Origin of the sequence: Pseudomonas gorinensis, assembly GCF_042015035.1 — a bacterium.
Taxonomy (GTDB): domain Bacteria; phylum Pseudomonadota; class Gammaproteobacteria; order Pseudomonadales; family Pseudomonadaceae; genus Aquipseudomonas; species Aquipseudomonas gorinensis.
Genome location: NZ_CP167125.1, coordinates 4,546,726 through 4,572,261, shown reverse-complemented (window position 1 = coordinate 4,572,261; position 25,536 = coordinate 4,546,726). Strand labels below are relative to the sequence as shown.

14 protein-coding genes and 2 pseudogenes are annotated in these 25,536 nt (G+C 64.2%); 9 read left to right on the top strand and 7 right to left on the bottom strand.

All coding sequences use genetic code 11. The features are described from left to right. Nucleotides 1-61: 61 nt before the first annotated feature. Together AB7933_RS20580 and AB7933_RS20575 are read right to left on the bottom strand one after the other, a co-directional pair. Complete coding sequence (locus AB7933_RS20580; RefSeq protein ID WP_081730347.1) at nucleotides 62-682, bottom strand: phage infection protein; 621 nt, start codon at nucleotides 680-682, stop codon at nucleotides 62-64. 144 nt (nucleotides 683-826) lie between these two features. Beyond that, nucleotides 827-1,549 (bottom strand): pirin family protein, encoded by a 723-nt coding sequence (locus AB7933_RS20575; protein WP_024076068.1) that lies wholly within the window; start codon nucleotides 1,547-1,549, stop codon nucleotides 827-829. A gap of 180 nt (nucleotides 1,550-1,729) precedes the next feature. Between AB7933_RS20575 and AB7933_RS20570 the strand changes: the two genes are divergently transcribed. Next, a complete protein-coding gene (locus AB7933_RS20570; RefSeq protein WP_041160963.1) occupies nucleotides 1,730-2,680 on the top strand; it encodes a GlxA family transcriptional regulator in 951 nt (316 codons plus the stop codon). Between the two features lie 95 nt (nucleotides 2,681-2,775). Further along, on the top strand, nucleotides 2,776-4,281 hold the full coding sequence (locus tag AB7933_RS20565; protein WP_024076066.1) for a winged helix-turn-helix domain-containing protein: 1,506 nt from the start codon (nucleotides 2,776-2,778) through the stop codon (nucleotides 4,279-4,281). Here AB7933_RS20565 and AB7933_RS20560 read toward each other — a convergent pair. Continuing rightward, nucleotides 4,228-6,999 carry an ATP-binding protein gene (locus tag AB7933_RS20560; protein WP_024076065.1) on the bottom strand — a complete coding sequence of 924 codons (2,772 nt, stop codon included), beginning with the start codon at nucleotides 6,997-6,999 and terminating at the stop codon, nucleotides 4,228-4,230. The genes AB7933_RS20565 and AB7933_RS20560 overlap by 54 nt on opposite strands. 58 nt (nucleotides 7,000-7,057) lie before the next feature. Next, complete coding sequence (locus tag AB7933_RS20555) at nucleotides 7,058-7,453, bottom strand: helix-turn-helix domain-containing protein (protein WP_024076064.1); 396 nt, start codon at nucleotides 7,451-7,453, stop codon at nucleotides 7,058-7,060. Between the two features lie 204 nt (nucleotides 7,454-7,657). On the opposite strand from AB7933_RS20555, the gene AB7933_RS20550 reads away from it, so the two are divergent. The 3 genes and pseudogenes from AB7933_RS20550 to AB7933_RS20540 form a co-directional block, all read left to right on the top strand. Next, complete coding sequence (locus AB7933_RS20550) at nucleotides 7,658-8,566, top strand: LysR family transcriptional regulator (RefSeq protein WP_024076063.1); 909 nt, start codon at nucleotides 7,658-7,660, stop codon at nucleotides 8,564-8,566. Nucleotides 8,567-8,671: 105 nt separating this feature from the next. After that, nucleotides 8,672-9,901: a formamidase gene (fmdA, locus tag AB7933_RS20545; RefSeq protein WP_024076062.1), complete on the top strand. Its 1,230-nt coding sequence runs from the start codon at nucleotides 8,672-8,674 to the stop codon at nucleotides 9,899-9,901. Between the two features lie 2 nt (nucleotides 9,902-9,903). Then, a pseudogene (locus tag AB7933_RS20540) lies at nucleotides 9,904-9,996 on the top strand (FmdB family zinc ribbon protein); the annotation flags it as partial. 183 nt (nucleotides 9,997-10,179) lie between these two features. Here the strand turns inward: AB7933_RS20540 and AB7933_RS20535 are convergent. Continuing rightward, nucleotides 10,180-10,278 (bottom strand): annotated as a pseudogene (locus AB7933_RS20535) (hypothetical protein); the annotation flags it as partial. A gap of 335 nt (nucleotides 10,279-10,613) precedes the next feature. Between AB7933_RS20535 and AB7933_RS20530 the strand changes: the two are divergent. The 3 genes from AB7933_RS20530 to AB7933_RS20520 are packed head-to-tail and all read left to right on the top strand — an operon-like array spanning nucleotide 10,614 to nucleotide 13,781. Further along, nucleotides 10,614-11,186 (top strand): DUF2239 family protein, encoded by a 573-nt coding sequence (locus AB7933_RS20530; protein WP_024076060.1) that lies wholly within the window; start codon nucleotides 10,614-10,616, stop codon nucleotides 11,184-11,186. A 26-nt stretch (nucleotides 11,187-11,212) separates the two neighbouring features. After that, nucleotides 11,213-12,568, top strand: a complete 1,356-nt coding sequence (locus AB7933_RS20525) for an MATE family efflux transporter (RefSeq protein WP_024076059.1) — start codon at nucleotides 11,213-11,215, stop codon at nucleotides 12,566-12,568. Nucleotides 12,569-12,608: 40 nt separating this feature from the next. Further along, nucleotides 12,609-13,781 carry an MFS transporter gene (locus AB7933_RS20520; protein ID WP_024076058.1) on the top strand — a complete coding sequence of 391 codons (1,173 nt, stop codon included), beginning with the start codon at nucleotides 12,609-12,611 and terminating at the stop codon, nucleotides 13,779-13,781. Here the strand turns inward: AB7933_RS20520 and AB7933_RS20515 are convergent, their stop codons facing one another. Continuing rightward, nucleotides 13,782-14,141, bottom strand: coding sequence for a type II toxin-antitoxin system HicB family antitoxin (locus tag AB7933_RS20515; protein WP_024076057.1), 360 nt, complete (start codon nucleotides 14,139-14,141; stop codon nucleotides 13,782-13,784). After that, entirely contained in the window at nucleotides 14,138-14,389 is a 252-nt protein-coding gene (locus AB7933_RS20510; protein WP_024076056.1) for a type II toxin-antitoxin system HicA family toxin, read from the bottom strand. Before AB7933_RS20510 ends, AB7933_RS20515 begins: the two co-directional genes overlap by 4 nt. A gap of 209 nt (nucleotides 14,390-14,598) precedes the next feature. Between AB7933_RS20510 and AB7933_RS20505 the strand changes: the two genes are divergently transcribed. Then, on the top strand, nucleotides 14,599-25,533 hold the full coding sequence (locus AB7933_RS20505; RefSeq protein WP_375156272.1) for a non-ribosomal peptide synthase/polyketide synthase: 10,935 nt from the start codon (nucleotides 14,599-14,601) through the stop codon (nucleotides 25,531-25,533). Nucleotides 25,534-25,536: the final 3 nt, after the last annotated feature.

Genomic DNA, 25,536 nt, shown 5'->3' with positions numbered 1-25,536 from the left:
TGCAGACGAAAAAAAACCGGCTGATCAGGCCGGTTTGGGGTACCCCGCGAACAGCGCGGGGTCAGGCGTTGTTGCTGTGCAGGCGATCAGCGCCGCCTTCGGCCAGGCCACGTTCTTGCAGACGATCAGCACCGCCTTCGGCGACACGGTTGCCATTCAGGCGATCAGCACCACCTTCGACCAGGCCACGTTCTTGCAGACGGTCAGCACCGCCTTCAGCGACACGGTTGTCATTCAGGCGATCCGCACCACCTTCGACCAGGCCACGTTCTTGCAGACGATCAGCACCGCCTTCAGCGACACGGTTGCCATTCAGGCGATCTGCACCGCCTTCGGCCAGGCCACGTGCTTGCAGACGGTCAGCACCGCCTTCAGCGACACGGTTGCCATTCAGGCGATCCGCACCACCTTCGACCAGGCCACGTTCTTGCAGACGATCAGCGCCGCCCTCAGCGACACGGTTGCCATTCAGGCGATCAGCACCGCCTTCGACCAGGCCGCGTTCTTGCAGACGGTCAGCACCGCCCTCAGCGACACGGTTGCCATTCAGGCGGTCGGCCCCGCCTTCGGCGACGCGGTTGGCATTCAGGCGATCCGAGCCGCCTTCAGCGACGACTGGGTGGGCAAAAGCGTTTGCAGCGAGTACCGAGAAAGCGAGGCTAAGCAAGAGTTGGCGTTTCATGATGGTGTGCTCCAAGTGTTTTAGTTGGGGTGTTGCCGGGTATGGGTTTGATGTTACGCGTTGCATTTTTTAAGAGAACTTCATTGGGCTGATGGTGACTATCGACGCCGGCGATGGCCCGCATGGGCGGGCCATCAAGGGCCGTCATGGCATCTGCGGCTGTTCTTGAGGGCGCAGGTCAAACACCAGCACCTCGGCATCCTCACCCTGGCTTATGCGGATCTGGCGCTCGTCACGTACTCGGGCACCGTCGCCTTCCTGCAAGCGCTGGCCATTGATCTCCACGCTGCCGCGGGCCACATGGATGTACACGTGGCGGTTTGGCGCCAGGTCCAGGCTGGCGCTTTCATCGCCGTTGAACAGCCCGGCATACACCCGCGCATCCTGGCGTACATGCAGCGAACCCTTGGCGCCATCCGGCGAGATGATCAACTGCAGGCGCCCACGTTTCTGTGCTTCGCTGAAGTGTTCCTGCTGATAGCGCGGCTCGGCGCCGGCCACGTTCGGCACGATCCAGATCTGCAGGAAGTGCACGCCACGGGTCTGGCTGTGGTTGAACTCGCTATGGGCCACGCCGCGGCCGGCGCTCATCAGTTGCACATCGCCGGGGCGGATCACCGAGCCGGTGCCCAGGGTGTCCTTGTGTTCCAGGGCGCCTTCGAGCACATAGGAGAAAATCTCCATGTCGCGGTGCGGGTGCTGGCCGAAGCCTTTGCCGGCGGCGACGCGGTCGTCATTGATCACCAGCAGGTCGGAGAAACCCTGTTCCTTGGGGTTCCAGTAGTTGGCGAACGAGAAGGTGTGGAACGACTTCAACCAACCGTGATTGGCGGCGCCGCGTTCCGAAGCTTTGCGAAGGGTCAGCATGGTGGTGTCCTCAAGTGAGCGCGGGCTGCGACATGCAGGGCGCTTGCGTTGAGAAGAAGATTACTGGTTACCCAGATATTCATTAAGAAGCTAAAAACTGAATAACTGTCTCATGTGGGTTGACAGTAAAAGACGTGCCATAATGCCGGCCGCATTCTTTTCCGATGGACGTCTCTCGTGATGAAAACCGTGGCCATGGCGCTGTTTCCGGACTTCCTCCTGCTCGACATGGCCGGGCCGCTTGAAGTGTTTTCGATTGCCAACCGCTACCTGCCGCCGGCGCAGCACTACCAGATCCTTACCCTGGGCACCGAACCGGGCCCGCTGCGTGCGTCCAACGGCGTCGTCGTCCAGCCCGACCTGCTGTTGGAGCAGGCGCACGATGCCTACGACCTGTTGCTGGTGCCCGGCGGCCCCGGTGCCTATAACGAATGCCATCCCGACTTGCTGCCCTGGCTGCGAGCCGCTGCACCTCGGTCGCGGCGTTTCGGTTCGATCTGCACCGGCGCCTTTGTGCTGGGGCATGCGGGGTTGCTCGACGGCCACCGGGTGACCACTCACTGGCACTACACCGACCGCTTGATCAAAGCCTTCCCCCAGGCCATCGTCGAGACTGACCGCATCTACCTGCAGGACGGTCGCTTGATTACGTCGGGTGGGGTCACGGCCGGTATCGACCTGGCGCTGTCGGTCGTAGCCCAGGACCATGGCAAACAGGTGGCAGTGGAAGTCGCCAAGGTGCTGCTGGTGGTGATGAAACGCCAGGGCGGCCAGGCTCAGTTCAGCCCGATGACCGCCGCCGTGTCGCCCCTTGAAACCGCGATTACCCGTGTGCAGAACCAGGTACTGGCCCATTTGGATCAGCCACACACCATCGAGTCGATGGCGGCGCTGGCGGGCATGAGTGCCCGGCATTTTGCGCGGCTGTTTACCAAGGAGGTGCAGATGACGCCCATGGCCTTCCTGCAAGGCGCGCGCATCGACCGCGCGCGGCATTTGCTGGAAACCACCGACCTGCCGCTCAAGACCGTGGCCTTCTACGCCGGTTTTGGCAGCGTGCGGCATATGCGTTTTCTGTTCACTGAAAAGCTCGGCCTCAACCCCACCCAATACCGACAACAGTTCAGTTAACGACAGGATGTCCGTCTCGCGCACCTGAATGTCCGTGACGCTCCCTGTGCCAGCATTGTCCTGTCACGGGTAGCTGGCAAGATAGCGCCAGGCCCATGGAAAAGGAGGCGCAGACGCCCAAGCTCGGGTGTTTCAGCGCTGTTACGGACATGAACAACCCGCACTCGGTGAGCTTCGGCCCCTACACGTTTCACCGACAACAGCGCCTGGTCAGCAAGTCTGGCTGGCCGGTGCCGCTGGGCGGGCGGGCCCTGGATATCCTGGCGGTGTTGCTGGAAACCCCTGGGCAGTTTGTCAGCAAGGACACCCTGATCGCGCGGGTCTGGCCGTGCAGCGTGGTCGAGCAGAACAACCTGCGCGTGCATATCGCGGCCTTGCGCCGGGCATTGGATGGCCAGCGCTATATCCTCAACGACCCCCAACGCGGGTATTGCTTCGTGGCGCCGGGGCAGGGCACCGTGGCCGCGACTACCCCGAGGCACAATCTGGCCGTGCGGCTCAGCGCGGTGATCGGTCGCGATGAGTTGCTGGGCGTGCTGGTGCGGCGCCTGTCCGGGCAACGCCTGATGACGTTGACCGGAAGCGCCGGCGTGGGCAAAAGCACCTTGGCGCTGGCACTGGCCGAGCGCGTGCTGCCGCGCTACGGCGACGGCGTGTGGTGGGTGGACCTGGCGACGGTCGAGGCGCCGATGGAAATGCTCCGCCACGTGACCCGAACGCTGGGTCTTGAAGCCTGCAATAACGCCCGTGAACTGGCGCGCCAGTTGGCTTCACACCAATTGCTGCTGGTGCTGGATGGCGCTGACCTGTTGCTCGCCGCCTGTCGGCATCTGGTGCGCACGCTGCTTGAGCGGGCGCCTCGGGTGACGGTGTTGTTGAGCAGTCGTGAAGCCCTGCAGGTCCCCGGCGAATGGGTGCAACGCGTGCCCCGGTTGGCATTGCCGATGCCGTACGCCTGGGCCAGTGTCGAGCAGGCAATGATGTACCCGGCCGTGCAACTGTTTGTCGCTCGGGTTCGGGCCGGTCAGCAGGGCTTTGCGCTGCGGCCCCAGGACCTGGCACCGCTGCGTGATATCTGCCGGCGTCTGGATGGTATTCCCTTGGCCCTCGAACTGGCGGCTGCCCAGGTCGATGCCTTGGGGGTACACGGTGTGCAGGCGCAATTGCGCAATGGCTTGCAGGTGCTGACCCGGGGCCGGCGCACGGCGGTTGAACGGCACCGCTCCATGGCCGCGGCCCTGGACTGGACCTACCAGCGCCTTAGCCTGCCGGAGCGCTGGCTGTTCCTGCAATTGGGTTTGTTCAAGATGGCGGTGACCTTGCCGACCCTTGTCACGCTGGTCGCGGGTACCGAGCTGGAACACGCCGACCTGGCGTACCTGCTGGGGCGTCTGGTCGCCACTTCGTTGCTGACGGTCGAGCCCGGTCCGGGGGCGCAGCGTTATCGCTTGCTTAACAGCGTGCGCAGCTACGCGCTGATGCAACTGCGCGACCCGGTGCAGGTGGCGCGTTTGCAGCAGGGTTATGGGCATTACCTGGGGCCGTTTTCAGGCCGGCCGTTGGTCCTGCAACTCGTCGAGCAGGCTGCGTGCGCGGATTAGGTCCTGGCTGGCGAAACCTTCGGTGAATCGCGCGTAAACCCCACCCAGCAGTTCGCGAGCGGCCTGCCGGCGGCCTTGTTTTTGCCACAGTCGCGCCAGCGACTCCGCAGTGCGCATCTCCCAGGCCAGGGCGCCTTGTTGTTGCGCCAGGCCCAGGGCTTCCAACAGCAGGGTTTCGGCGGCGTCGGGCGCGTCCTGGTGCAGCAACGCCTGCGCGCGCACCCGCAGCAATTCCGGCGCGCACCAGCCGGCGGCATCGCTGCGCACCCGCTCGACCGCGGGTTCGTCCACCGTCGCAACGCCCAGTGTAATCATGATGTCCTTGACCAGGCCGAGGCCGTTCAAATCCCCTTGGCCTGGCCCGTCGGCATAGTGCGCCGCCCAGGTCTGGAACAGCTGGGCCGAATGGCGCTGGGCATGCTGTAACAGCAGTGCCTGCAATGCCTGTGCGGCCGCGCCATCGCCGTTATAGCGGGCGATCACCACACCGGCCAGGGCCAGGGTGTAGCAGATCGAGGTGCCATGGTTGATCTGCAAGGCCAGCTCCAGCGCCTGGCTGGCGGTCCGCCAGGCGCGCTCGGGAGCCCCGCGCAGCCATTGGATGCGGGCAAGCACGGTCAGTGAGGCGACGCTCTGGTCGTATTGCACGCCGAAGCCATGGGTGAACCGATTGAGATGGCCGCTGTGGGCCATGCGCTGGATCACCTGTTCGGCATTGTGCAGGGCCAGTGTCTGGTTGCCTGCAAAATGCTGCGCCAGTACTCGCAGGCGCTGGGCGCTCAGGTCCAGCAGCGGGTCGGTACGTGGGTCGAGACGATCGAACTGCACACTCTGTTCCAGGGCTTCGCGGTAGTGACCGGCACACAGGTTGACCGCCATATGCCCGGAAACGGCCCGCAATTGGCCCGCAACGTCCTGACGCGCTTCGGCCAACTGCCTGGCCTGCTCGAAGGCGGCGATCGTCTGGGGCGCCCCACCCAGGGCGTGATAGGACAGGCTGCCCAAGGCCAATTGCAGTTGCATCATCAACTGGGTGCAGGGCGCGCTCGACTGCTGCATCAATACCAGCGCCTTGCCCACATAGAACCTGTGCTCGCGCAGCAGGGATAATTCCTGCCACAGCGGCATTGCGCTGACCGTCAGGCGAATGCCCAACTGCTGCGTGCCCTGGTCGCCCAAGCCCCAATCGAGGGCGGCGCGGACGTCTTCGCGTAGGGGTGCGTAGCGGTCGATCCAGGCTTGGGTCGCCGTGCGCTCCCAGTCCTCCCGCGCCTGCTCCATCAATACCAGGCAGCGCGCGGCGTGGCGCTCGCGGGTGGTGTCGAGTTCATCGGCCTGGCTGAGTTTTTCCAGGGCATAGGTGCGGGTAATGTCCAGCAGGCGGTACACCACCTCGTCATCGCCGGGCTCCACGTTGAGCAGGGACTTGGCCACCAGTTGGCTGATCGAACCGAGCACTTCGGCCGGGGCAATCGGCTCTCCGGCGATCACTGCCGCCGCGCTGGCCAGGCTGAACCCGTCACGAAACACCGCCAGGCGGCGCAAGCAAATCTGCTCGCAGTGCGTGAGCAGGTCGAAGCTCCAGTCCAGCGTAGCGCGCAGGGTCTGCTGGCGGGGCAGCGCACTGCGCCGGCCACGGGTGAGCAGGCGGAAGTTGTCTTCCATTTGCACCAGCAGGCGTGGCAAGCCGAAGCGTTCGATTTGCGCCGCTACCAACTCGATGGCCAGCGGAATGCCGTCCAGGCGCTGGCAGATGTCAATGGCCAGGGGCAGTTCGGCTTCGCTCAGTTCAAAACTGTCCTGATGGGACATGGCCCGTTCGATCAGCAGTTGCAGGGCCGGGTAGCCCAGGGCCTGGGCACGGTTGCCAGTGGCGGGCGGGCAGGCCAGGGGCTCCAGGCGTTGCACATACTCACCCTCGGCGCGCAGGGCTTCGCGGCTGGTGGTGAGGATATGCAGGTGGGGCGCATGGCGCAGCAACGTTTCGCAGATCAGGGCCATGTCATCGAGCAGGTGCTCGCAGTTGTCGATTACCAGCAGCAACTGACGTTCGTGCAGGCTGCGCGCGAGGGCGAGCAGCGGCTCATGCTCGGTAAGCGTCAGGTCGAGCAGGGCGGCGAGGTTGGGCAGGATCATCGACGGCGCACTGAGGGGCGCCAGGTCCAGCAGGCGAATGCCATCGGCGTAGTGCCCGATCAGCAGCTCCGCGACCCGCAGCGCCACGGTGGTCTTGCCGATCCCCCCGGCCCCGGTCAGGGTGATGAAACGCTGTTGCGGCAATTGCTGCACCAGCGCGTCGATCAGCGCCTGGCGGCCGATCATTCGTGTACGCCGCAGCGGCAGGTTGTGGCCTTGGCTGTGGGGAGGGCCGTCGGTGGGCAGGGTCATCGGCTCGATGCTCAGTGGGGCGACAAAACTGTAGCCGCGCTGGGCTACCGTCACGATATAGCGCTGCCCGGCCTGGCCATCGCCCAGCGCCTTGCGCAACGCCGCCATATGCACCCGCAGGTTGCCGTCTTCCACCACGCTTTTCGGCCAGACCCGCGCGATCAGTTCCTGCTTGCTCACCACATTGCCGGCCTGCTCCAGCAGGATCAGCAGAATCTCCACCGCGCGCCGTCCCAGGCGCAATGGGCGGCCGGCCTCCAGCACCAGGCGTTGGCGCGGGTGAATGCGGTACGGGCCGAAGTGTACGGCCTGGTCGCTGAGGTCATTCATGCTGGCGCAGGCCCTGAAAAGACAATCGCCTGAGCATATTCCACGTCGGCAAGGATCACTAGGCGGCAATCACCTGCTTGCGGCGCAATTGGTGATTTCGCCAGGTCATCGGGTTCACCCCTTCGCTGCGGGTGAAGATATGACAGAAGTGCGCCTGGTCGCAGAACCCACATTCCAGGCTGATTTGCGTCAGGCTCAGCGCGGAGCCGATGATCAGTTCCTTGGCGCGCTGGATGCGCTGCTGGCGTATCCACTCCTGGGGCGACAGCCCCGTGGTGCATTTGAATGCGCGGGAAAAATGGCTGCGCGACAAGGCGCAGGCTTGGGCGAGGTCGGCGATTGCCAGGCTTTCGCCAAGGTTGGCGAGGATCAGCTGCTTGGCGATACGTTCGCGTCGGGGGCAGAGGCCACCGATGGAGGATAAGCGTGGAGCACAGTGCTCAAGTCGGGCCATGACGAATTTCCGCAGTCGATGGGAGCATTCCCGGTGAATGGATGCAGTCTAGACCGCTTCATTCTTGGGGCCTAACCGTCTGGCTGACGAGTTAATCGTTGTTAATTTCGCCAGGTGCCGGCACGGAAAAGACAGCACAGGCATGCAATCCAGAGCGTGCCCTGCGTGCTTATCTGGTGGCTTGCCAACCGTTTGGATATCGCCATGAACCGCAACGACCTGCGCCGCGTCGACATGAACCTGCTGGTGATTTTCGAGGCCCTGATGTTCGAGAAGAACCTGACCCGGGTCGCCGAAAAACTCTTCATGGGCCAGCCGGCGGTCAGCGCGGCCTTGGGCCGTTTGCGCGACCTGTTCGACGACCCGTTGCTGCTGCGCAACGGGCGGGGCATGGAGCCCACGCCACGCGCGGTGGCGATACTCAAGGAGCTGCAACCGGCCATGGACACCATTTCAAGCGCGGTCAGCCGCGCCAAGGATTTCGACCCGTCCACCAGTTGCGCGGTGTTTCGCATCGGCCTGTCCGACGATGCTGAGTTCGGCCTGTTTCCGCCGTTGCTCAGCCAACTGCGCGAAGAGGCGCCGGGGATCATCGTGGTGGTGCGCCGGGCCAATTACCTGTTGATGTCGTCGTTGCTGGCCAGTGGCGAAATCACTGTGGGGGTCAGCTACACCACGGATCTGCCGGCCAATGCCAAGCGCAAGAAGCTGCGGGATATCCCCTGCAAGGTGTTGCGTGGCGATGCCGGTACAGAACCTCTGACCCTGGATGACTATTGCGAACGGCCCCATGCGATGGTGTCGTTCTCGGGTGACTTGAGCGGCAATATCGACCTGGACCTGGCCCGCATCGGCCGCGCGCGCCGGGTGGTACTGGCGGTGCCGCAGTTCAGCGGCCTGCGTGCACTGCTGGCGGGTACGCAGATTATTGCGACGGTGCCGGATTACGCCGCCTGTGCATTGACCGAGGGCACGGCGTTGCGCGCCGAAGACCCGCCGTTTGCGATCGACGCGGCGGAGTTGTCAATGGTGTGGAGCGGAGTGCATGACAACGACCCGGCAGAGCGCTGGTTGCGCGGGCGGATTACCGAGCATATGGCGCGGGCGATCTGAGGCACCGGGTGACCGCGCCCATACGTCATCCAACGTATTTCCCGATTTCGCTGGCCCCCTGAGACTGGATTGAACGCATCCCGTCATCCGTCCAGGAGCCAGTCCATGACCGAAACGCTGATCAAAGTCGACCTCAACCAGCCCGTCACCGAGAACGAGCAGATCCATAACCGCTGGCACCCGGATATCCCGATGGCGTGCTGGGTGAAGCCGGGTGATGATTTCATCCTCGAGACCTACGACTGGACCGCCGGCGCGATCAAGAACAACGACGACGCCAGCGATGTGCGCGATGTGGACCTGTCCACCGTGCATTACCTGTCTGGCCCGGTGGGGGTGCACGGCGCCGAGCCGGGTGACTTACTGGTGGTGGACTTGCTCGATATCGGCGCCAAGGCCGACTCCCAGTGGGGCTTCAACGGTTTTTTCTCGCGGCAGAACGGGGGTGGGTTCCTCACTGACCATTTTCCCAGCGCACAAAAGGCCATCTGGGATTTCAAGGGCATGTTCACGAGTTCACGGCATATCCCAGGGGTGAACTTCGCGGGCCTGATCCACCCGGGCCTGATTGGCTGCCTGCCCGACCCGGTGATGCTTGCCGACTGGAACCGCCGCGAGCAGGAACTGATCGACACCAACCCCACCCGCGTGCCGCCGCTGGCCAACGCACCGTTGGCCGCCACCGCGCATATGGGCAAGCTCAAGGGCCAGGCCCGTGACGATGCGGCCGCGACCGGCGCGCGCACCGTGCCACCGCGTGAGCATGGCGGCAACTGCGATATCAAGGATTTGTCCCGTGGCTCGAAGATTTTCTTCCCGGTCTATGTCAACGGCGCCGGGCTGTCGGTGGGCGACCTGCACTTCAGCCAGGGCGACGGTGAAATCACCTTTTGCGGCGCTATCGAAATGGCCGGCTGGGTGCATATGAAAGTCGAGCTGATCAAGGGCGGCATGGCCAAGTACGGGATCAAGAACCCGGTGTTCAAGCCGAGCCCGATCACCCCGAACTACAAGAACTACCTGATCTTCGAAGGCATCTCGGTGGACGAGCAGGGCCAGCAGCACTACCTGGACGTCAACATCGCCTACCGCCAGGCCTGCTTGAACGCGATCAACTACCTGACCAAGTTCGGCTATTCGCCGGCCCAGGGTTATGCGTTGCTCGGCTCGGCACCGGTGCAGGGGCATATCAGCGGTGTGGTGGATATTCCGAATGCCTGCGCAACCTTGTGGTTGCCCACGGAGATCTTCGAGTTCGACATCAACCCCACCGCCAACGGCCCGACGAAATACCTCGACGGCAGCATCGACCTGCCCATTGCCCCGGACCTGTAGCCATGCCGACCTACGAATACGCCTGCGAGGCGTGTGGCACTTTCACGCTGCTGCGGCCGATGGCCCAGCGCAACGAACCCAGCCAGTGTCCGTACTGCGAAGGACCTGGCGGGCCGTTGAGGGTGTCGGCGCCGGCGCTGCAAACGCTGTCGGCCAACCAACGCAAGGCCATCGCCGGCAACGAGCGCAGTGCCCACGCACCGCAGACCGTCGGCGAATACCGGGAGAACCGTCGCCATCCGGCCGGATGCAGTTGCTGCGGCACCGGTAAAAAAGTCGAGCCGAGCAAGGCCAACCCCTTGGGCCTCAAGACCCAGACCGGGCCACGGCCTTGGATGATCAGTCACTAGACCAGGAGCGTTGCCCGGTACGCATGCCTCAGGCGATGGTGGCATGGGTAGCTACACCACTCTCTTGACCCTGACCAATCTCCCTGTGGCGAGCGGGCTTGTTGTGGCAAGCGGGCCTGTGTGGCGAGCGGGCTTGCCCCGCGTTGGGCTGCGCAGCAGCCCCCAATCCCGCACTGCATTTTGTCTGAAAAAACGCGGTGATCTTACTGGGGCTGCTGCGCAGCCCAACGCGGGGCAAGCCCGCTCGCCACACAGTCCAGGCGGCGCTCAGTGGCGGGAGGTTTCACGAGAATCGCCTTGTAAGTTGAAGCGTTAGGGCTAATATGATCCGGGTAAAATAAATAATATCCGGGTAATAAGCCATGCCTGCGCACATCACTCCCCAATGCAGCGCCTTTGTTCGTCACCAACGCGTGGCGGCCGGTTCCTATGCCCAGGTGGCTGCCGCCCTGGTTGACCTTGGCCTGTCGGCGGGCAGTTTCCTGGTCTTTGACGACGCTACCGGCACCCAGGTCGACTATCCCTGGCCGGCAGGTTATGCGCCGGAACAACCCGCACCGACAGACACCGATGACGAGCCCCCCGCGGTGCCCACGGTCGGGCGCCCAAAGCTGGGCGTGGTCGCGCGGGAAGTCACCTTGCTGCCTCGCCACTGGGCGTGGTTGGGCCAGCAGCGTGGCGGCGCTTCGGCCGCGTTGCGCCGATTGGTCGATGAAGCGCGCAATGCCCATGCCTGCCGTGATCAAATGCGCCATGCCAAGGAGGCCAGCTATCGCTTCATGAGCGCCATTGGCGGCGACCTGCCGGGTTTCGAGGATGCCGCGCGGGCGCTGTTTGCCCAGGATGCGGCGGACTTTTCCAAGCAGATCGCGCACTGGCCGGTAGACGTGCAGACGTACCTGGCCTGGCTGTCGCGCAACGCTTTTACTGCCTGATCATAAATCCAGGGACTCGAACTACCATGGAAGTCACCCAACAACGGCCGTTGTGGCAGATCTACCTGATCTTTTTGGCACCGATGGTGCTGTCCAACTTCCTGCAGAGTTTTTCCGGCACGCTCAATGGCATCTATGTCGGGCAAATGCTCGGTACCCAGGCGTTGGCGGCGGTGTCGGGGATGTTTCCCATCGTCTTCTTCTTTATTGCGCTGGTGATCGGCCTGGGCGCGGGGGCCTCGGTGCTGATCGGCCAGGCCTGGGGCGCCCAGGAAACCGGGATGGTCAAGGCCATCACCGGGGCCACCTTGACCCTCGGCGCGCTGGTGGGCTTGATCGCGGCGGTACTCGGCAGCCTGTTCGCGCGCCCGGCCTTGCAGGCACTGGGCACCCCCATCGATGTGCTGGATGACGCGGTGGGTTATGCCCAGATGATGATGCTGATCATGCCGCTGCTGCTGGTGTTTATCCTCTACACCCAACTGTTGCGCGGGGTGAGCGACACGGTTTCGCCGTTGTTGGCGCTGATGGTCTCGACCCTGGTCGGCCTGCTGCTGACCCCGGCGCTGATCCGCGGCTGGGTTGGCTTGCCGCCGATGGGCATCCAGAGTGCGGTGTATGCCGGGCTGGTGGGTAACGCGTCGGCGATGCTGTTTCTGATCCTGCGCCTGCGTCATAAAAACCATGTGATGGCGCCGGATCGTGAACTGCTTGCGGCCTTGCGTCTGGATCGGGTGATTCTAGGCAAGGTGCTACGCATCGGACTGCCTACCGGTTTGCAGATGGTGGTGCTGTCGCTGTCGGAATTGGTCATCCTCGCCCTGGTCAACAGCCATGGTTCACAAGCCACGGCGGCCTATGGCGCGGTCACCCAAATCGTCAACTATGTGCAATTCCCGGCGCTGTCGATTGCCATTACCGCGTCGATCCTGGGCGCCCAGGCGATTGGTGCCGGTCGACTGGAACGCATCGGGCCGATCCTGCGTACGGGGTTGCTGATCAACCTGTGCCTGACAGGTGGCCTGATCCTGCTGGGCTACCTGTTATCCCACTGGTTGCTGGGCTTGTTCATCACGGACGACGCCGCACGGATCAACGCCGAACACCTGCTGCATATCATGCTGTGGAGCATCCTGGTGTTCGGCTTCCAGGCGGTGATCGGCGGGATCATGCGTGCCAGCGGCGTGGTGCTGATGCCGGTGGCGATCTCGATTTTCTGCGTGCTGGGCGTTGAACTGCCAATGGCGTATCTGTTCAACGCGCATTTCGGCCTGGAAGGGGTGTGGATGGCGTTTCCCGTGACGTACCTGGCGATGCTGGCATTGCAGACGACGTACTTTCGGTTGGTGTGGCGGCACAAGCAGATCAAGCGGCTGGTGTGATAAAAGGTTGCGCACCTCCTTATAAGAAGACAGTGCAGTGATGGCAAACCCCTACGCCGAATTGTTCCAGGCGCCCGGTGCCCGGGCTTTTGTACTTGCCGGGATGCTGGCACGCATGCCCGTGTCCATGGCCGGTATCGGCCTGATCACCATGCTCTCGCAGGTCCACGGCGGTTATGGCTTGGCCGGGTCGGTGGCGGCGATATTTGCCCTGGCTACGGCATTCTGCGCGCCGCAGGTGTCACGGCTGGTCGACCGCTACAGCCAGGGCAGGGTGCTGCCGATCGCTGCGCTGATCGGTGGCGGGGCGTTGTTGTTGCTGTTGCTGTGTACGCGTTTCCAGGCCCCCAGCTGGACGTTGTTCCTGTTCGCCGCCCTGGCCGGTTGCATGCCCAATATGTCGGCGATGGTACGGGCGCGCTGGACCGCACTGTACCGCGGCCAGCCCAAGCTGCAGACCGCGTTTGCCCTGGAGTCGGTGCTCGATGAGGTGTGTTTTATCATCGGCCCACCGATCTCCGTTGGCCTGAGCGTCGTGCTGTTCCCGGAAGCAGGGCCTTTGGTGGCGGCGCTGCTGCTGGCAGTGGGCGTCACCGTCTTTGTGTTGCAACGCGCAACGGAACCGCCGGTGCATGAGCACCAGGGCCATCACGGCCGCTGGTTGATCGCTTCACCGTCGGTACTGATCCTGATGATCCTGCTGTTGGCCATGGGTGTGATCGTCGGCGTGGTGGATGTGGTCAGTGTCGCCTTTGCCCAGCAGCAGGGCCAACCCGCAGCGGCGAGCATTGTGCTGTCGGTGTATGCCATCGGTTCGTGCCTGGCGGGGTTGGCGTTCGGCGCGCTCAAGTTGAAGGCGCCGCTGCCCCGGCAGTTTCTGTGCTGCGGGGTGGCCACGGCGTTGACCACCTTGCCACTGCTGTTGGTGACGAACATCCCTGGGTTGGCGGTGGCGATCTTCGTTTCCGGCCTGTTCTTCGCCCCGACGCTGATCGTGTCCATGGCCCTGGTGGAACAAATCGTCCCGCCGAGCCGCCTCACCGAAGGCATGACCTGGCTGATCACCGGTCTCAGTATCGGCGTGGCCATCGGCGCCGCCAGCTGCGGCTGGATGATCGACCAGTTTGGCGCGGCCAGCGGCTTCTGGGTGTCGCTGGCGGCGGGCGCCGTGGTGTTGGGGGCGGCGGTGCTGGGTTATCGGCGACTGGGCTGATCAACCGATCGCCGGGTCTGCGCCGTGGTGTTGCAGGAACTCGTTCAACGCCTGGCGCGTCAGGTCGTTGAGCGTGACTTTCTTACGGGTTGCCGCCAGGGCCGCGGCCAGGTGCAGGTCATGGCCGACCCGCACATTGAACGAGCCTTTGCATGGCTTCTCCGGGGTTTGCCCCAGGGTCTGGCAGGTCGCGAGATAGTCATCCACGGCCTCGCGGAAGGCCGCGTCCAACTCGGCGACGGTTTTCCCTTCATAGCTGACCAGCGCCTTGATGAAGAGGATTTTGCCGAACAGGCAGTTGTCTTCGAGGCTGGCTTCGATAGAGCCGATGTAGCCGTTGTATTTCAGTTGGTTGTTCACTGAATCAGGTCTCCTGATCTCAATTGTTCGATGACCTGGCGACGAATGTAGTGTTTCAGTTCGTTGCCGGGGTGAGGCTTGTGCAAGGTGATCATTGCCGTGGGGTCGCCGATGTCGAACTTGACGCGGCTTCCCGCCCCCTCGATTTGTGTGTAGCCAAGCCGACGCAGCAGCGTGACGAGCTCGGGCCAGGTGAATGTCATGTGTTCATTGAGCAGTTTGGCGAGCAGCTTTTCATTTTTGGACACGGCGTTCCCTGCGTGTAACTAAATGTAGTTGCAAAAAGTGGTGTGCGTCAATGCTAGCCCGAGTTGGCGTGACTCAGCGGAGATTGATGTAACCCTTGATGACGCGCTGCTCGACGCCTCCCGCCCTCCGCTAATTTTTCCTTCTCCGGTTCGTTTTATAGGGACGACGTGCCTTTGTGCTTCCCGCCTATTGCTCCGGACTCCAAGAAATGAATGCTGAAGACTCCTTGAAACTTGCTCGCCGGTTTATCGGGTTGCCCCTGGAAAAACGCCAGCTGTTCCTGCAGGCGTTGCAGAAGGAAGGGGTGGATTTTTCCCGGTTTCCGATTCCGGCAGGGGTGGAGGCGCAGGATCGCCAGGCGTTGTCCTACGCGCAGCAGCGCATGTGGTTTCTGTGGCAACTGGACCCGACCAGCGGCGCCTACAATTTGCCGGGGGCGGTGCGGCTCAAGGGCGCATTGAACCAGCGCGCCATGGAGCAGGCATTCGCCAGCCTGGTGGCGCGCCATGAAACGTTGCGCACGGTGTTCCAGCGCCAGGCCGATGAGCGCCTGGTGCAGGTGGCCGTCGAGCCATCGCTGGCCATCGAACACCTGGATTTCAGCGCATTGGAGCCGACGGCGCGCGAGCAGGCCGTCAACCAGGCGGCAACCCGTCAATCGCTGTTGCCGTTCGACCTGGAGCACGGGCCGTTGCTGCGTGTGCAGTTGCTCAAGCTCGATGCACAGGAACACGTGCTGCTGCTGACCCTGCACCATATCGTCTCCGATGGCTGGTCGATGAACGTGCTGATCGACGAGTTCATCCGCTTTTACGACGCCCACGAGCGCAACGACACGCCGCAACTGCCGCCATTGCCGATCCAGTACAGCGACTATGCCCTGTGGCAGCGCTGCTGGCTGGAAGCCGGGGAGCAGGCGCGCCAGCTCGACTACTGGCAAGCGCGCCTGGGCGATGAGCACCCGGTACTGGAATTGCCGACCGACCGTCCACGCCCGGCCATGCCCAGCTATCAGGGCACGCGCCATACCTTCGCAATCGACCCGGCACTGGCGGTACAACTGCGCAACTGCGCGCAAAAGCACAATGTCACGCTGTTCATGCTGCTGCTTGGCGCGTTCAACGTGTTGTTGCATCGCTACACCGGGCAGGTTGATCTGCGCATCGGCGTGCCCATCGCCAACCGCAATCGCAGTGAAGTCGAAGGGCTGATCGGCTTCTTCGTCAACACCCAGGTGCTGCGCACCGAGCTGACCGGGCAGACCCGCGTGGCCGAGTTGCTGCACGCCATCAAGGAGCATGCCCTGGGCGCCCAGGACCACCAGGAGTTGCCGTTCGAACGCTTGGTAGAAGCCCTGAAGGTCGAGCGCAGCCTCAGCCATACGCCGCTGTTCCAGGTGATGTACAACCACCAGCCGGTGGTGGCCGACATCGCCTCGGTCCGCACTGCCTCTGGCCTGGAACTGGCCCTGGTGGAGTGGCAGGGCCGCACCACCCAGTTCGACCTGACCCTTGATACCTATGAAAAGTCCGGCACCCTGCATGCCGCGCTGACTTACGCCAACGACCTGTTCGACGCGCCCTCCATCGCCCGTATGGCGCGCCACTGGATCCGTCTGTTGCAGGCCATGGTGGCCGATGGTGAGCAGCGCATCGGTGAGTTGCCGATGCTGGCCGCCGACGAGCAGCACCTGCTGGTGCAGGCCTGGAACCAGACCGCCGCGCCGTACCCGACTGAGCGTGCCATGCACCACTTGATCGAAGACCAGGTGCAGCGCACACCGGATGCCCCGGCGCTGGTGTTCGGCACCACCACCTTGACCTATGCGCAACTCGACGCGCACGCCAATCAACTGGCCCACGCCTTGCGCGAGCAGGGCGTCGGCCCGGACGTGCTGGTGGGGATTTGTGTCGAGCGCTCCCTCCACATGGTGGTCGGCCTGCTGGCGATCCTCAAGGCCGGTGGCGCCTATGTACCGCTGGACCCCGAATACCCCCAGGAACGCCTGGCCTACATGATCGAAGACAGCGGCATTGCGCTGCTGCTCAGCCAACAGAGCCTATTGCCGTTGTTGCCTGCCGCTGGCCTGCGGGTGATTGCCCTGGACCAGCCCGCGCTGTGGCTGGAGGGCTATAGCAGCGCCTCGCCGGCGGTGCCCATGCAGGCGCAGAACCTGGCCTACGTGATCTACACCTCCGGCTCCACCGGCAAGCCCAAGGGCGCCGGCAACAGCCACCGTGCACTGGTCAACCGCCTGTGCTGGATGCAGCAGGCCTACGCGTTGGATGCCAGTGACGCGGTCCTGCAGAAAACTCCGTTCAGCTTTGACGTATCGGTATGGGAGTTCTTCTGGCCGCTGATGACCGGCGCTCGCCTGGTGGTGGCCGCGCCAGGCGAACACCGCGAGCCCGCGCGCCTGATCGAGACCATCGGCCAGCACGCCATCACCACCTTGCACTTTGTGCCGTCGATGCTCCAGGCGTTTATCCATGAGCCGGGCGTGCAGCGCTGTACCCGCCTCAAGCGCATCGTGTGCAGCGGCGAGGCATTGCCCCTCGACGCGCAACGCCAGGTGTTCGCCAAATTGCCGAACGCCGCCCTGTACAACCTCTACGGCCCGACCGAAGCCGCCATCGACGTGACCCACTGGACGTGCGTCGACGAAGGCGCCGATAGCGTGCCCATTGGCCGCCCGATCGCCAACCTCGCCACCTATGTGCTCGACGCCCAGCTCAACCCCGTGCCCGCTGGCGTATCCGGCGAGCTGTACCTGGGCGGCACCGGCCTGGCGCGCAGTTACCATCGGCGCCCTGGCTTGACGGCGGAGCGCTTTGTGCCGAGCCCGTTCGTCGCGGGGGAGCGCCTGTACCGTACCGGCGACCGCGTTCGCCAACGGGCCGACGGCGTGCTCGAATACCTGGGCCGCCTCGATCATCAGGTCAAGTTGCGCGGTCTGCGCATCGAGCTGGGCGAAATTGAAGCGCAACTGATGCAGCACCCCGGCGTACGTGAAGCCGTGGTGCTGGTTCACGGCGGCAAGCAGTTGGTGGCGTACCTGGTGCCGAATGGCGACGCGCCAATCGACCTCAAGGCCTGGCTGCTCGACAGCTTGCCGGAGTACATGGTCCCCACCCACTTGATCACCCTGGACCAGCTGCCGGTGACCGCCAACGGCAAGCTCGACCGCAAGGCCTTGCCAGTGCCGGAAGCCGTGGCGCAGCAGGCATTCGCGGCCCCGCAGGAGCCTGTACAGAAAGCGTTGGCGGCGATCTGGCGCGATGTGCTCGGGGTCGAGCAGGTCGGCCTGGACGACAACTTTTTCGAACTGGGCGGCGACTCGATCATCTCCATCCAGGTGGTCAGCCGTGCGCGCCAGGCGGGCATACGCCTGAGCCCGCGCGACCTGTTCCAGTACCAGAGTGTGCGCAGCCTGGCGCGGGTAGCGAGCCAGGACGCGTCGATCGTTATCGATCAGGGCCCGGTGAGCGGGGAGGTGATCCTGACCCCGGTGCAGCAGGGTTTTTTCGCCCAGGCGATCCCGGCGCGCCAGCATTGGAACCAGTCACTGTTGCTGACCCCGCGCGAGGCGCTGGAGCCTGCGCGGCTGGACGCCGCCTTGACGCACTTGATCAACCATCACGACGCCCTGCGCCTGCGTTTTACCCCACAGGGCGACGGCTGGCAGCAAGCCTACGCCGTGCCGGTGACGGAGGCGGCGTTGTGGCAATCCCACGCGAGCACCGATGCTGAGCTGGCAGCACTGTGTGACGAAGCCCAGCGCAGCCTCGACCTGGCGCAAGGCCCGCTGCTGCGTGCCGCGTTGGTCAGCCTGGCCGATGGCACACAACGCTTGCTGCTGGTGGTGCACCACCTGGTGGTCGATGGCGTGTCCTGGCGCATTCTGCTGGAGGACCTGCAACAGGCTTATCGCGAGCAGCCCTTGCCAAACAAGACCAGCGCCTACCAGCACTGGGCGCGGCAGTTGCAGGCCCATGCAAGCACCCTCAGCGCGCAATTGCCGTACTGGCAGGCCCAGTCCAGCGACACCGAGCTGCCGTGCGACAACCCCCAGGGCGGCCTGCAAAACCACCTGGAGGGCAGGCTCGAGACCCGCCTCAATGCCGAGCAGACCCGCCGGTTGTTGCAGGACGCGCCGCTGGCCTATCGCACCCAGGTCAATGACCTGCTGCTGACCGCGTTGGTCCGCGTGATCTGCCGTTGGAGCGGCCAGCCTGCCGCGCTGATCCAGCTCGAAGGCCATGGCCGCGAAGACCTGTTCGATGGGCTCGACCTGACCCGCACCGTCGGTTGGTTCACCAGCCTGTTCCCGGTCCGCCTGCAAGCTGAGGGCGAGTTGTCGAGCGCGATCAAAGCGGTCAAGGAGCAACTGCGTGCCGTGCCCGACAAGGGCCTGGGCTACGGCCTGCTGCGTTATCTGGGCACGCCCGAGGCCCGCGCGTCCCTCGCCGGGTTGGCCGCGCCGCGCATCACCTTCAACTACCTGGGCCAGTTCGACCGCCAGTTCGATGAGTCGGCGCTGTTCGTACCCGCCAGCCAAGGCAGTGGCCAGGCCCAGGACCCGGCAGCACCGCTGGCCAACTGGCTGACGGTGGAGGGCCAGGTGTACGGTGGCGAACTGGCGCTGCAATGGGGCTTCAGCCGCGAGATGTTCCAGGCCTCGACCCTTCAGGGCCTGGCGGACGATTACCAGCGCGAGCTGTTGGCGCTGATCGAGCATTGCGTCGATCCGCAACACGGTGCTTTCACGCCGGCCGATGTCAGCCTGGCCCGCCTCACTCAACGGCAACTGGACGACCTGGCGCTGCCATCGCGCGACGTGCAGGACCTGTACCCACTGTCACCGATGCAACAGGGCATGCTGTTCCACAGCCTGTACCAGCAGGGCCAGGATGCAATCTATGTCAGCCAGCTGCGCGCCAATCTCCACGGCCTGGACGTGCCGCGCTTCAAACGCGCCTGGGAGCAGGTGCTGGCGCGGCACGACATGTTGCGCACCGGGTTTATCTGGCAGCAGGACCAGGCGCAGCCGTTGCAAGCGGTGTATCGCGAGAGCGCCTTGCCCTTCGTCGAGTACGACTGGCAGGCGCAACCAGACCCGCAAGCGGCATTGGATGCGTTGAGCGAATCCACGCGCGCGCAAGGTTTCGTGTTGGATCGGGCGCCGTTGCTCAGCCTGAAACTGGTGCGTATCGGTGTCGATCACTTTCACCTGATCCTCACCAACCATCACATCCTGTTGGACGGTTGGAGCCGGGCGCAATTGCTGGGGGAGGTCTTGCAGCACTATGTCGGCCAGCCGTTGCCGGCGCTGCAAGGGCATTACCGCGACTACATTGGCTGGTTGCAAGGCCAGGACTCGTCGGCCAGCGAGGCGTTCTGGAAAGGCCAGTTGGCCACGTTGCAGGCGCCGACGCGCTTGGCGTGCGCCACCCCGACCGAGCATTCTTCGGCCAAGGGCAGCTACGCCCTGGCCCTGAGCGTCGCGCAGACCGCGCCACTCAAGGCGTTTGCCCAGGCCCACAAAATCACCCTGAACACGCTGGTGCAAGCCGCCTGGCTGTTGCTGCTGCAACGCCAGACCGGCCAGGACACCGTGGTGTTCGGCGCCACGGTGGCCGGGCGGCCGGCGGGGTTGCCGGGTGTGGAGCAGCAGGTCGGGCTGTTCATCAATACCTTGCCGGTGATCGCCACCCCGAGCCCGACCTTGTGGGTCAGTGAGTGGTTGCAACAGGTACAGGCACAGAACCTCAGCTTGCGTGAGCACGAGCACACGCCCTTGTTCGATATCCAGCGTTGGGCGGGCGCCAGTGGCGCGGCGTTGTTCGACACGCTGCTGGTGTTTGAAAACTATCCGGTTTCCGCCGCGCTGGCCGCTGGCGCGCCGGCCGGGTTGACCTTCAGTGATGTGCAGAACATCGAGCAGACCCACTACCCGCTGACCGTCTTGTTGGGGGCAGGCGCGGGCCTGGAATTCGAGTTCAGCTTTGATGTGCAGGTGTTCAGTGAGGCGCAGATCGAGCAACTGGCCACGCACTTCCAGTACCTGTTGCAAGGCTTGGCCAGCACCACAGCGCAGCGCCTGGGGGATTTGCCGTCGCTGACGGAGGCCGCGCGCCGCCAGGTGCTCGGCGACTGGAATGCCACCGCGCGGGACTACCCGTTGCAGCGTTGCGTGCATGAGCTGATTGAAGCGCAGGTCGCGCGTGCACCGCAGGCGCCAGCGTTGCGTTTCGGCGATGTGTCGCTGAGCTATGCCGAGCTGAACCGCCGCGCCAATCGCCTGGCCCATCGTTTGCTCGAGGCAGGCGTCGGGCCGGATGTGCTGGTGGGGCTGGCGCTGGAGCGTTCCGTCGAAATGGTGGTCGGCTTGCTGGCGGTGCTCAAGGCCGGCGGTGCGTACGTGCCGCTGGACCCGGAGTACCCGCGCGAACGCCTGGCCTACATGCTCGAAGACAGCGGCGTGAAGCTGCTGCTGACTCAAACGCAGGTGCTGGCGCAACTGCCGATCCCCCAAGGTTTGGAAACCCTGGTGTTGGGTGAGTCAACATTCGAAGGCTACAGCGAAGAGAACCCCGGCATCGCCTTGGACGGCGAAAACCTGGCCTACGTGATCTACACCTCCGGCTCCACCGGCCAACCCAAGGGGGCGGGCAACCGGCATGCGGCGTTGCTTAACCGCCTGCACTGGATGCAGGAAGCCTACACCCTGGATGCCAGCGACAGCGTGCTGCAAAAGACCCCGTTCAGCTTCGACGTGTCGGTGTGGGAATTCTTCTGGCCGCTGATGACCGGTTCGCGCCTGGTTGTGGCAGCGCCGGGGGATCACCGCGATCCAGCCAAACTGATCAGCCTGATTCAGACCGAACAGATCACCACGCTGCACTTCGTGCCGTCGATGTTGCAGGCGTTTCTCCAGGACCCGGACGTCGCCGATTGCCACAGCCTGCAACGCATCATCTGCAGCGGCGAAGCCTTACCGGTGGATGCGCAGCAACAAGTCTTCGCCAAACTTCCGCAAGCCGCGCTCTACAACCTCTATGGCCCGACCGAAGCCGCCATCGACGTGACTCACTGGACCTGCATTGAAGAGGGCCGTGACGCCGTACCGATTGGCCGTCCGATTGCCAACCTCGGCTGCTACATCCTCGACAACAACTTCGAGCCCGCCCCGGTCGGCGTGTTGGGCGAGTTGTACCTGGGGGGTATCGGCCTGGCGCGGGGGTATCACCGTCGTCCGGCGCTGACTGCCGAGCGTTTCATTGCCAACCCTTTCGTAAAAGGTGAGCGCCTGTACCGCACCGGCGACCTGGCGCGTTATCGCGACGACGGCGTGATCGAATACGCCGGGCGCATTGACCATCAGGTGAAATTGCGTGGCCTGCGTATCGAGCTGGGTGAAATCGAAGCGCGCCTGCTGGAGCACGACTGGGTGCGTGAGGCCGCGGTGTTGGCGGTCGACGGCAAATACCTGGTCGGCTACCTGGTGCTGCAAGGCGCCGAGGAGGATTGGCGTGAGGTCTTGAGCGCTCACCTGGCCAGCCATTTGCCGGACTATATGGTCCCGGCGCAATGGATGCTGCTGGAGCACATGCCCTTGAGCCCCAACGGCAAGCTGGACCGCAAAGCGCTGCCCAAGCCCGATGTCGTCGGCCGTGAGTACCTCGCGCCGAGCAGCGAGCTGGAGCAACAGGTCGCCGCGATCTGGGCTGAGGTACTCGACGTGGAACGTGTCGGGATGCACGACCATTTCTTCGAGCTGGGCGGCCACTCCCTATTGGCCACCCAAGCCGTGTCACGTATGCGCCATGGCTTGGGCCTGGACGTGAATGTGAAGGCGTTGTTTGAGCAGCCCGTGCTGGGCAACTTTGTCCGCGCCCTGACCCAGGCCCGCGTTGCAATCACCCGGATTGAGCGGGCCGAACGTGACCAACCCTTGGCCCTGTCCTATGCCCAGGAGCGCCAGTGGTTCCTTTGGCAGCTGGACCCGCACAGCGCCGCCTACCATGTGCCCCGCGCCTTGCGCCTGAAAGGCCGGCTGGATCGCGACGCCCTGCAGCGCGCCTTCGATACGCTGGTGGCGCGCCACGAAAGCCTGCGTACCCACTTCCAGCCAGAGGCCGGTCGTACCGTTCAAGTGATCAGCCCGCGGGCGCGGATCGAATTGCACCCGGTCGACACCGATGAAGCCCACCTCAAGGCGCAGGTCGAGGCGCGCATCACCCAGCCGTTCGACCTGCGCCAGGGCCCGCTGATGCGTGTGACCCTGTTGCGCCTGGCCGAGGACGAGCATGTCTTGGTGCTGGTGCAGCACCACATCATCTCCGATGGCTGGTCGATGCAGGTGATGGTCGATGAACTGGTGCAACTCTACGCCGCCTATAGCCAGGGCGAGATCCCGCAATTGCCGGGCATGCCGATCCAGTACGCCGATTACGCGCAGTGGCAGCGCGACTGGATGGAGGCGGGGGAGAAGGCGCGCCAGCTGGCTTACTGGCGAGAGCAGCTGGGGGGCGAACAACCGGTGCTGGAGCTGCCGTTCGATCATCAGCGCCCGGCGGTGCCCACCCATCGTGGCGCGCGCCTGAATATTGCGCTGCCGGCGCCGTTGGTCGAGCGTCTCCAGGCCCTCGCCCAGCGTGAAGGCGTGACCGTATTCATGCTGTTGCTGGGGGCTTACCAGGCGCTGTTGCATCGCTACAGCGGCCAACGGGATATTCGCGTCGGCGTGCCCATCGCCAACCGCAACCGCGTGGAGATCGAGGGCCTGATCGGCTTCTTCGTCAACACCCAGGTACTCAAGGCTGACATCGACGGGCACACCACCGTCCGCCAGTTGCTGGCCCAGGTCAAACAGCGTGCGCTGGAGGCCCAGGCCCACCAGGACCTGCCGTTCGAGCAACTGGTCGAAGCCTTGCAGCCGGAGCGCAGCCTGAGCCTTAGCCCGTTGTTCCAGGTCGCGTTCAACCACCATATCAGCCAGTCCGGCCGGCATTTACGCGGCCTTGCGCAGTTGGACATGAGCCCGGTGAGCTGGGACGAAGCCGTCGCGCAATTCGACCTGACCCTGGACATCGAAGAGTCCCCGGAGCAACTGGGCGCCTCGCTGAGTTATGCCACCGATCTGTTCGACGCCTCGACCATCGAGCGCATGGCGCGCCACTGGCAGAACCTGTTGCAGGCGATGGTCGATGATCAGGCGCAGAGCATTGGCCAATTGAACCTGCTGGATCGCGACGAGCAGCAGCACATCTTGCAACTGTGGAACCGCACCGATTCCGGCTTCCCGGCCACGCGCCTGGTGCACGAATTGGTCGCCGACCGTGCCGCTGAAACACCGAAGGCCGTGGCGGTGAAGTTCGACGCGCAGACCCTGACTTACGGCGAGCTGGACCGCCAGGCCAACCGCCTGGCCCGTGCACTGATCGCCCGTGGTGTGGGCCCGGAAGTGCGCGTGGCGATTGCCATGCCACGCAGCGCCGAGATCATGGTGGCGTTCCTCGCGGTGCTCAAGGCGGGTGGGGTGTATGTGCCGCTGGATATCGAATACCCGCGTGATCGCCTGCTGTACATGATGCAAGACAGCCGCGCCCGGTTGCTGCTGACTCACTCGCGGGCGTTGCAGCAACTGCCGATCCCTGACGGCTTGGATACCCTGGCGATCGATCGCACCGAGGAATGGGCCGATTACAGCGACACGGCTCCAGACGTGAAGCTGCACGGCGACAACCTCGCCTACGTGATCTACACCTCCGGCTCCACCGGCCTGCCCAAGGGCGTGGCGGTGTCCCACGGCCCGCTGGTGGCGCACATCATTGCCACCGGCGAGCGCTATGAAACCTCGCCGGCCGATTGCGAACTGCACTTCATGTCGTTCGCCTTCGACGGTTCCCACGAAGGCTGGATGCACCCGCTGATCAACGGCGCGAGCGTGCTGATCCGCGATGACAGCCTGTGGTTGCCCGAATACACCTACGCGCAGATGCATCGCCACCAGGTGACGATGGCCGTGTTCCCGCCGGTGTACCTGCAACAGCTGGCCGAGCATGCCGAGCGCGACGGCAACCCACCGGCCGTGCGGGTGTACTGCTTCGGCGGGGATGCGGTGGCGCAAGCCAGCTACGACCTGGCCTGGCGTGCGCTGAAACCGACCTACCTGTTCAATGGCTACGGCCCAACCGAAACCGTGGTCACGCCGCTGCTGTGGAAGGCCCGCAAGGGGGACCCATGCGGGGCGGTCTATGCGCCCATCGGCACACTGCTCGGCAACCGCAGCGGCTATGTGCTGGACGCGCAACTCAACCTGCAACCCATCGGCGTGGCCGGCGAGTTGTACCTGGGCGGGGAGGGCGTGGCCCGGGGTTACTTGGAACGTCCGGCCCTGACCGCCGAACGTTTCGTGCCAGACCCCTTCGGCAAACCCGGCAGCCGCGTGTACCGCAGCGGCGACCTGACCCGTGGCCGTCCGGATGGCGTGGTGGATTACCTCGGCCGTGTCGACCATCAAGTGAAGATCCGCGGCTTCCGCATCGAACTGGGTGAAATCGAAGCGCGCCTGCGAGAGCAGGACAGCGTCGGCGAAACCGTGGTCGTGGCCCAGGACGGCCCGACCGGCAAGCAACTGGTGGCCTATGTGGTGCCTGCCGACCCCGCCCTGATCAACGCGGTGGAGTTCCGCGATGCCCTGCGCCGCGCCCTCAAGTCCCGCCTGCCGGACTACATGGTGCCGGCGCACTTCATGTTCCTCGCGCAGATGCCGCTGACCCCCAACGGCAAGCTCGACCGCAAGGGCTTGCCCGCGCCGGACCCGAGCCAGTTGCAACAACACTACGTGGCGCCTGAAACCGAGCTGGAGCAACAGATCGCCGCGATCTGGGCCGAGGTGCTGCGTCTGCCGCAGGTGGGCTTGAACGACAACTTCTTCGAAGTCGGCGGCCATTCGCTGCTGGCCATCCAGATCACCTCGCGGGTTCAGGCTGAACTGGGCCTGGAAGTGCCGCTGGTGGAAGTGTTCCAGACCGATTCACTGCGCGCCTATGCCCAGGCGGCTGCCACCTTCCGCGCGGGTACGGCGGAAGACTTTGATGACCTTCGTGACTTTTTGAGCGAACTAGAGGCGATTTGAACC

What these genes read in the sequence shown, in the direction of transcription:
- AB7933_RS20570 (WP_041160963.1), top strand. Translation starts at nt 1,730, where the DNA reads ATGAAAACCGTGGCCATGGCGCTGTTTCCGGACTTCCTCCTGCTCGAC.
- AB7933_RS20555 (WP_024076064.1), bottom strand. Translation starts at nt 7,453, where the DNA reads ATGGCCCGACTTGAGCACTGTGCTCCACGCTTATCCTCCATCGGTGGC.
- AB7933_RS20550 (WP_024076063.1), top strand. Translation starts at nt 7,658, where the DNA reads ATGAACCGCAACGACCTGCGCCGCGTCGACATGAACCTGCTGGTGATT.
- AB7933_RS20580 (WP_081730347.1), bottom strand. Translation starts at nt 682, where the DNA reads ATGAAACGCCAACTCTTGCTTAGCCTCGCTTTCTCGGTACTCGCTGCA.
- AB7933_RS20575 (WP_024076068.1), bottom strand. Translation starts at nt 1,549, where the DNA reads ATGCTGACCCTTCGCAAAGCTTCGGAACGCGGCGCCGCCAATCACGGT.
- AB7933_RS20530 (WP_024076060.1), top strand. Translation starts at nt 10,614, where the DNA reads ATGCCTGCGCACATCACTCCCCAATGCAGCGCCTTTGTTCGTCACCAA.
- AB7933_RS20520 (WP_024076058.1), top strand. Translation starts at nt 12,609, where the DNA reads ATGGCAAACCCCTACGCCGAATTGTTCCAGGCGCCCGGTGCCCGGGCT.
- AB7933_RS20505 (WP_375156272.1), top strand. Translation starts at nt 14,599, where the DNA reads ATGAATGCTGAAGACTCCTTGAAACTTGCTCGCCGGTTTATCGGGTTG.
- fmdA (WP_024076062.1), top strand. Translation starts at nt 8,672, where the DNA reads ATGACCGAAACGCTGATCAAAGTCGACCTCAACCAGCCCGTCACCGAG.
- AB7933_RS20565 (WP_024076066.1), top strand. Translation starts at nt 2,776, where the DNA reads ATGGAAAAGGAGGCGCAGACGCCCAAGCTCGGGTGTTTCAGCGCTGTT.
- AB7933_RS20560 (WP_024076065.1), bottom strand. Translation starts at nt 6,999, where the DNA reads ATGAATGACCTCAGCGACCAGGCCGTACACTTCGGCCCGTACCGCATT.
- AB7933_RS20525 (WP_024076059.1), top strand. Translation starts at nt 11,213, where the DNA reads ATGGAAGTCACCCAACAACGGCCGTTGTGGCAGATCTACCTGATCTTT.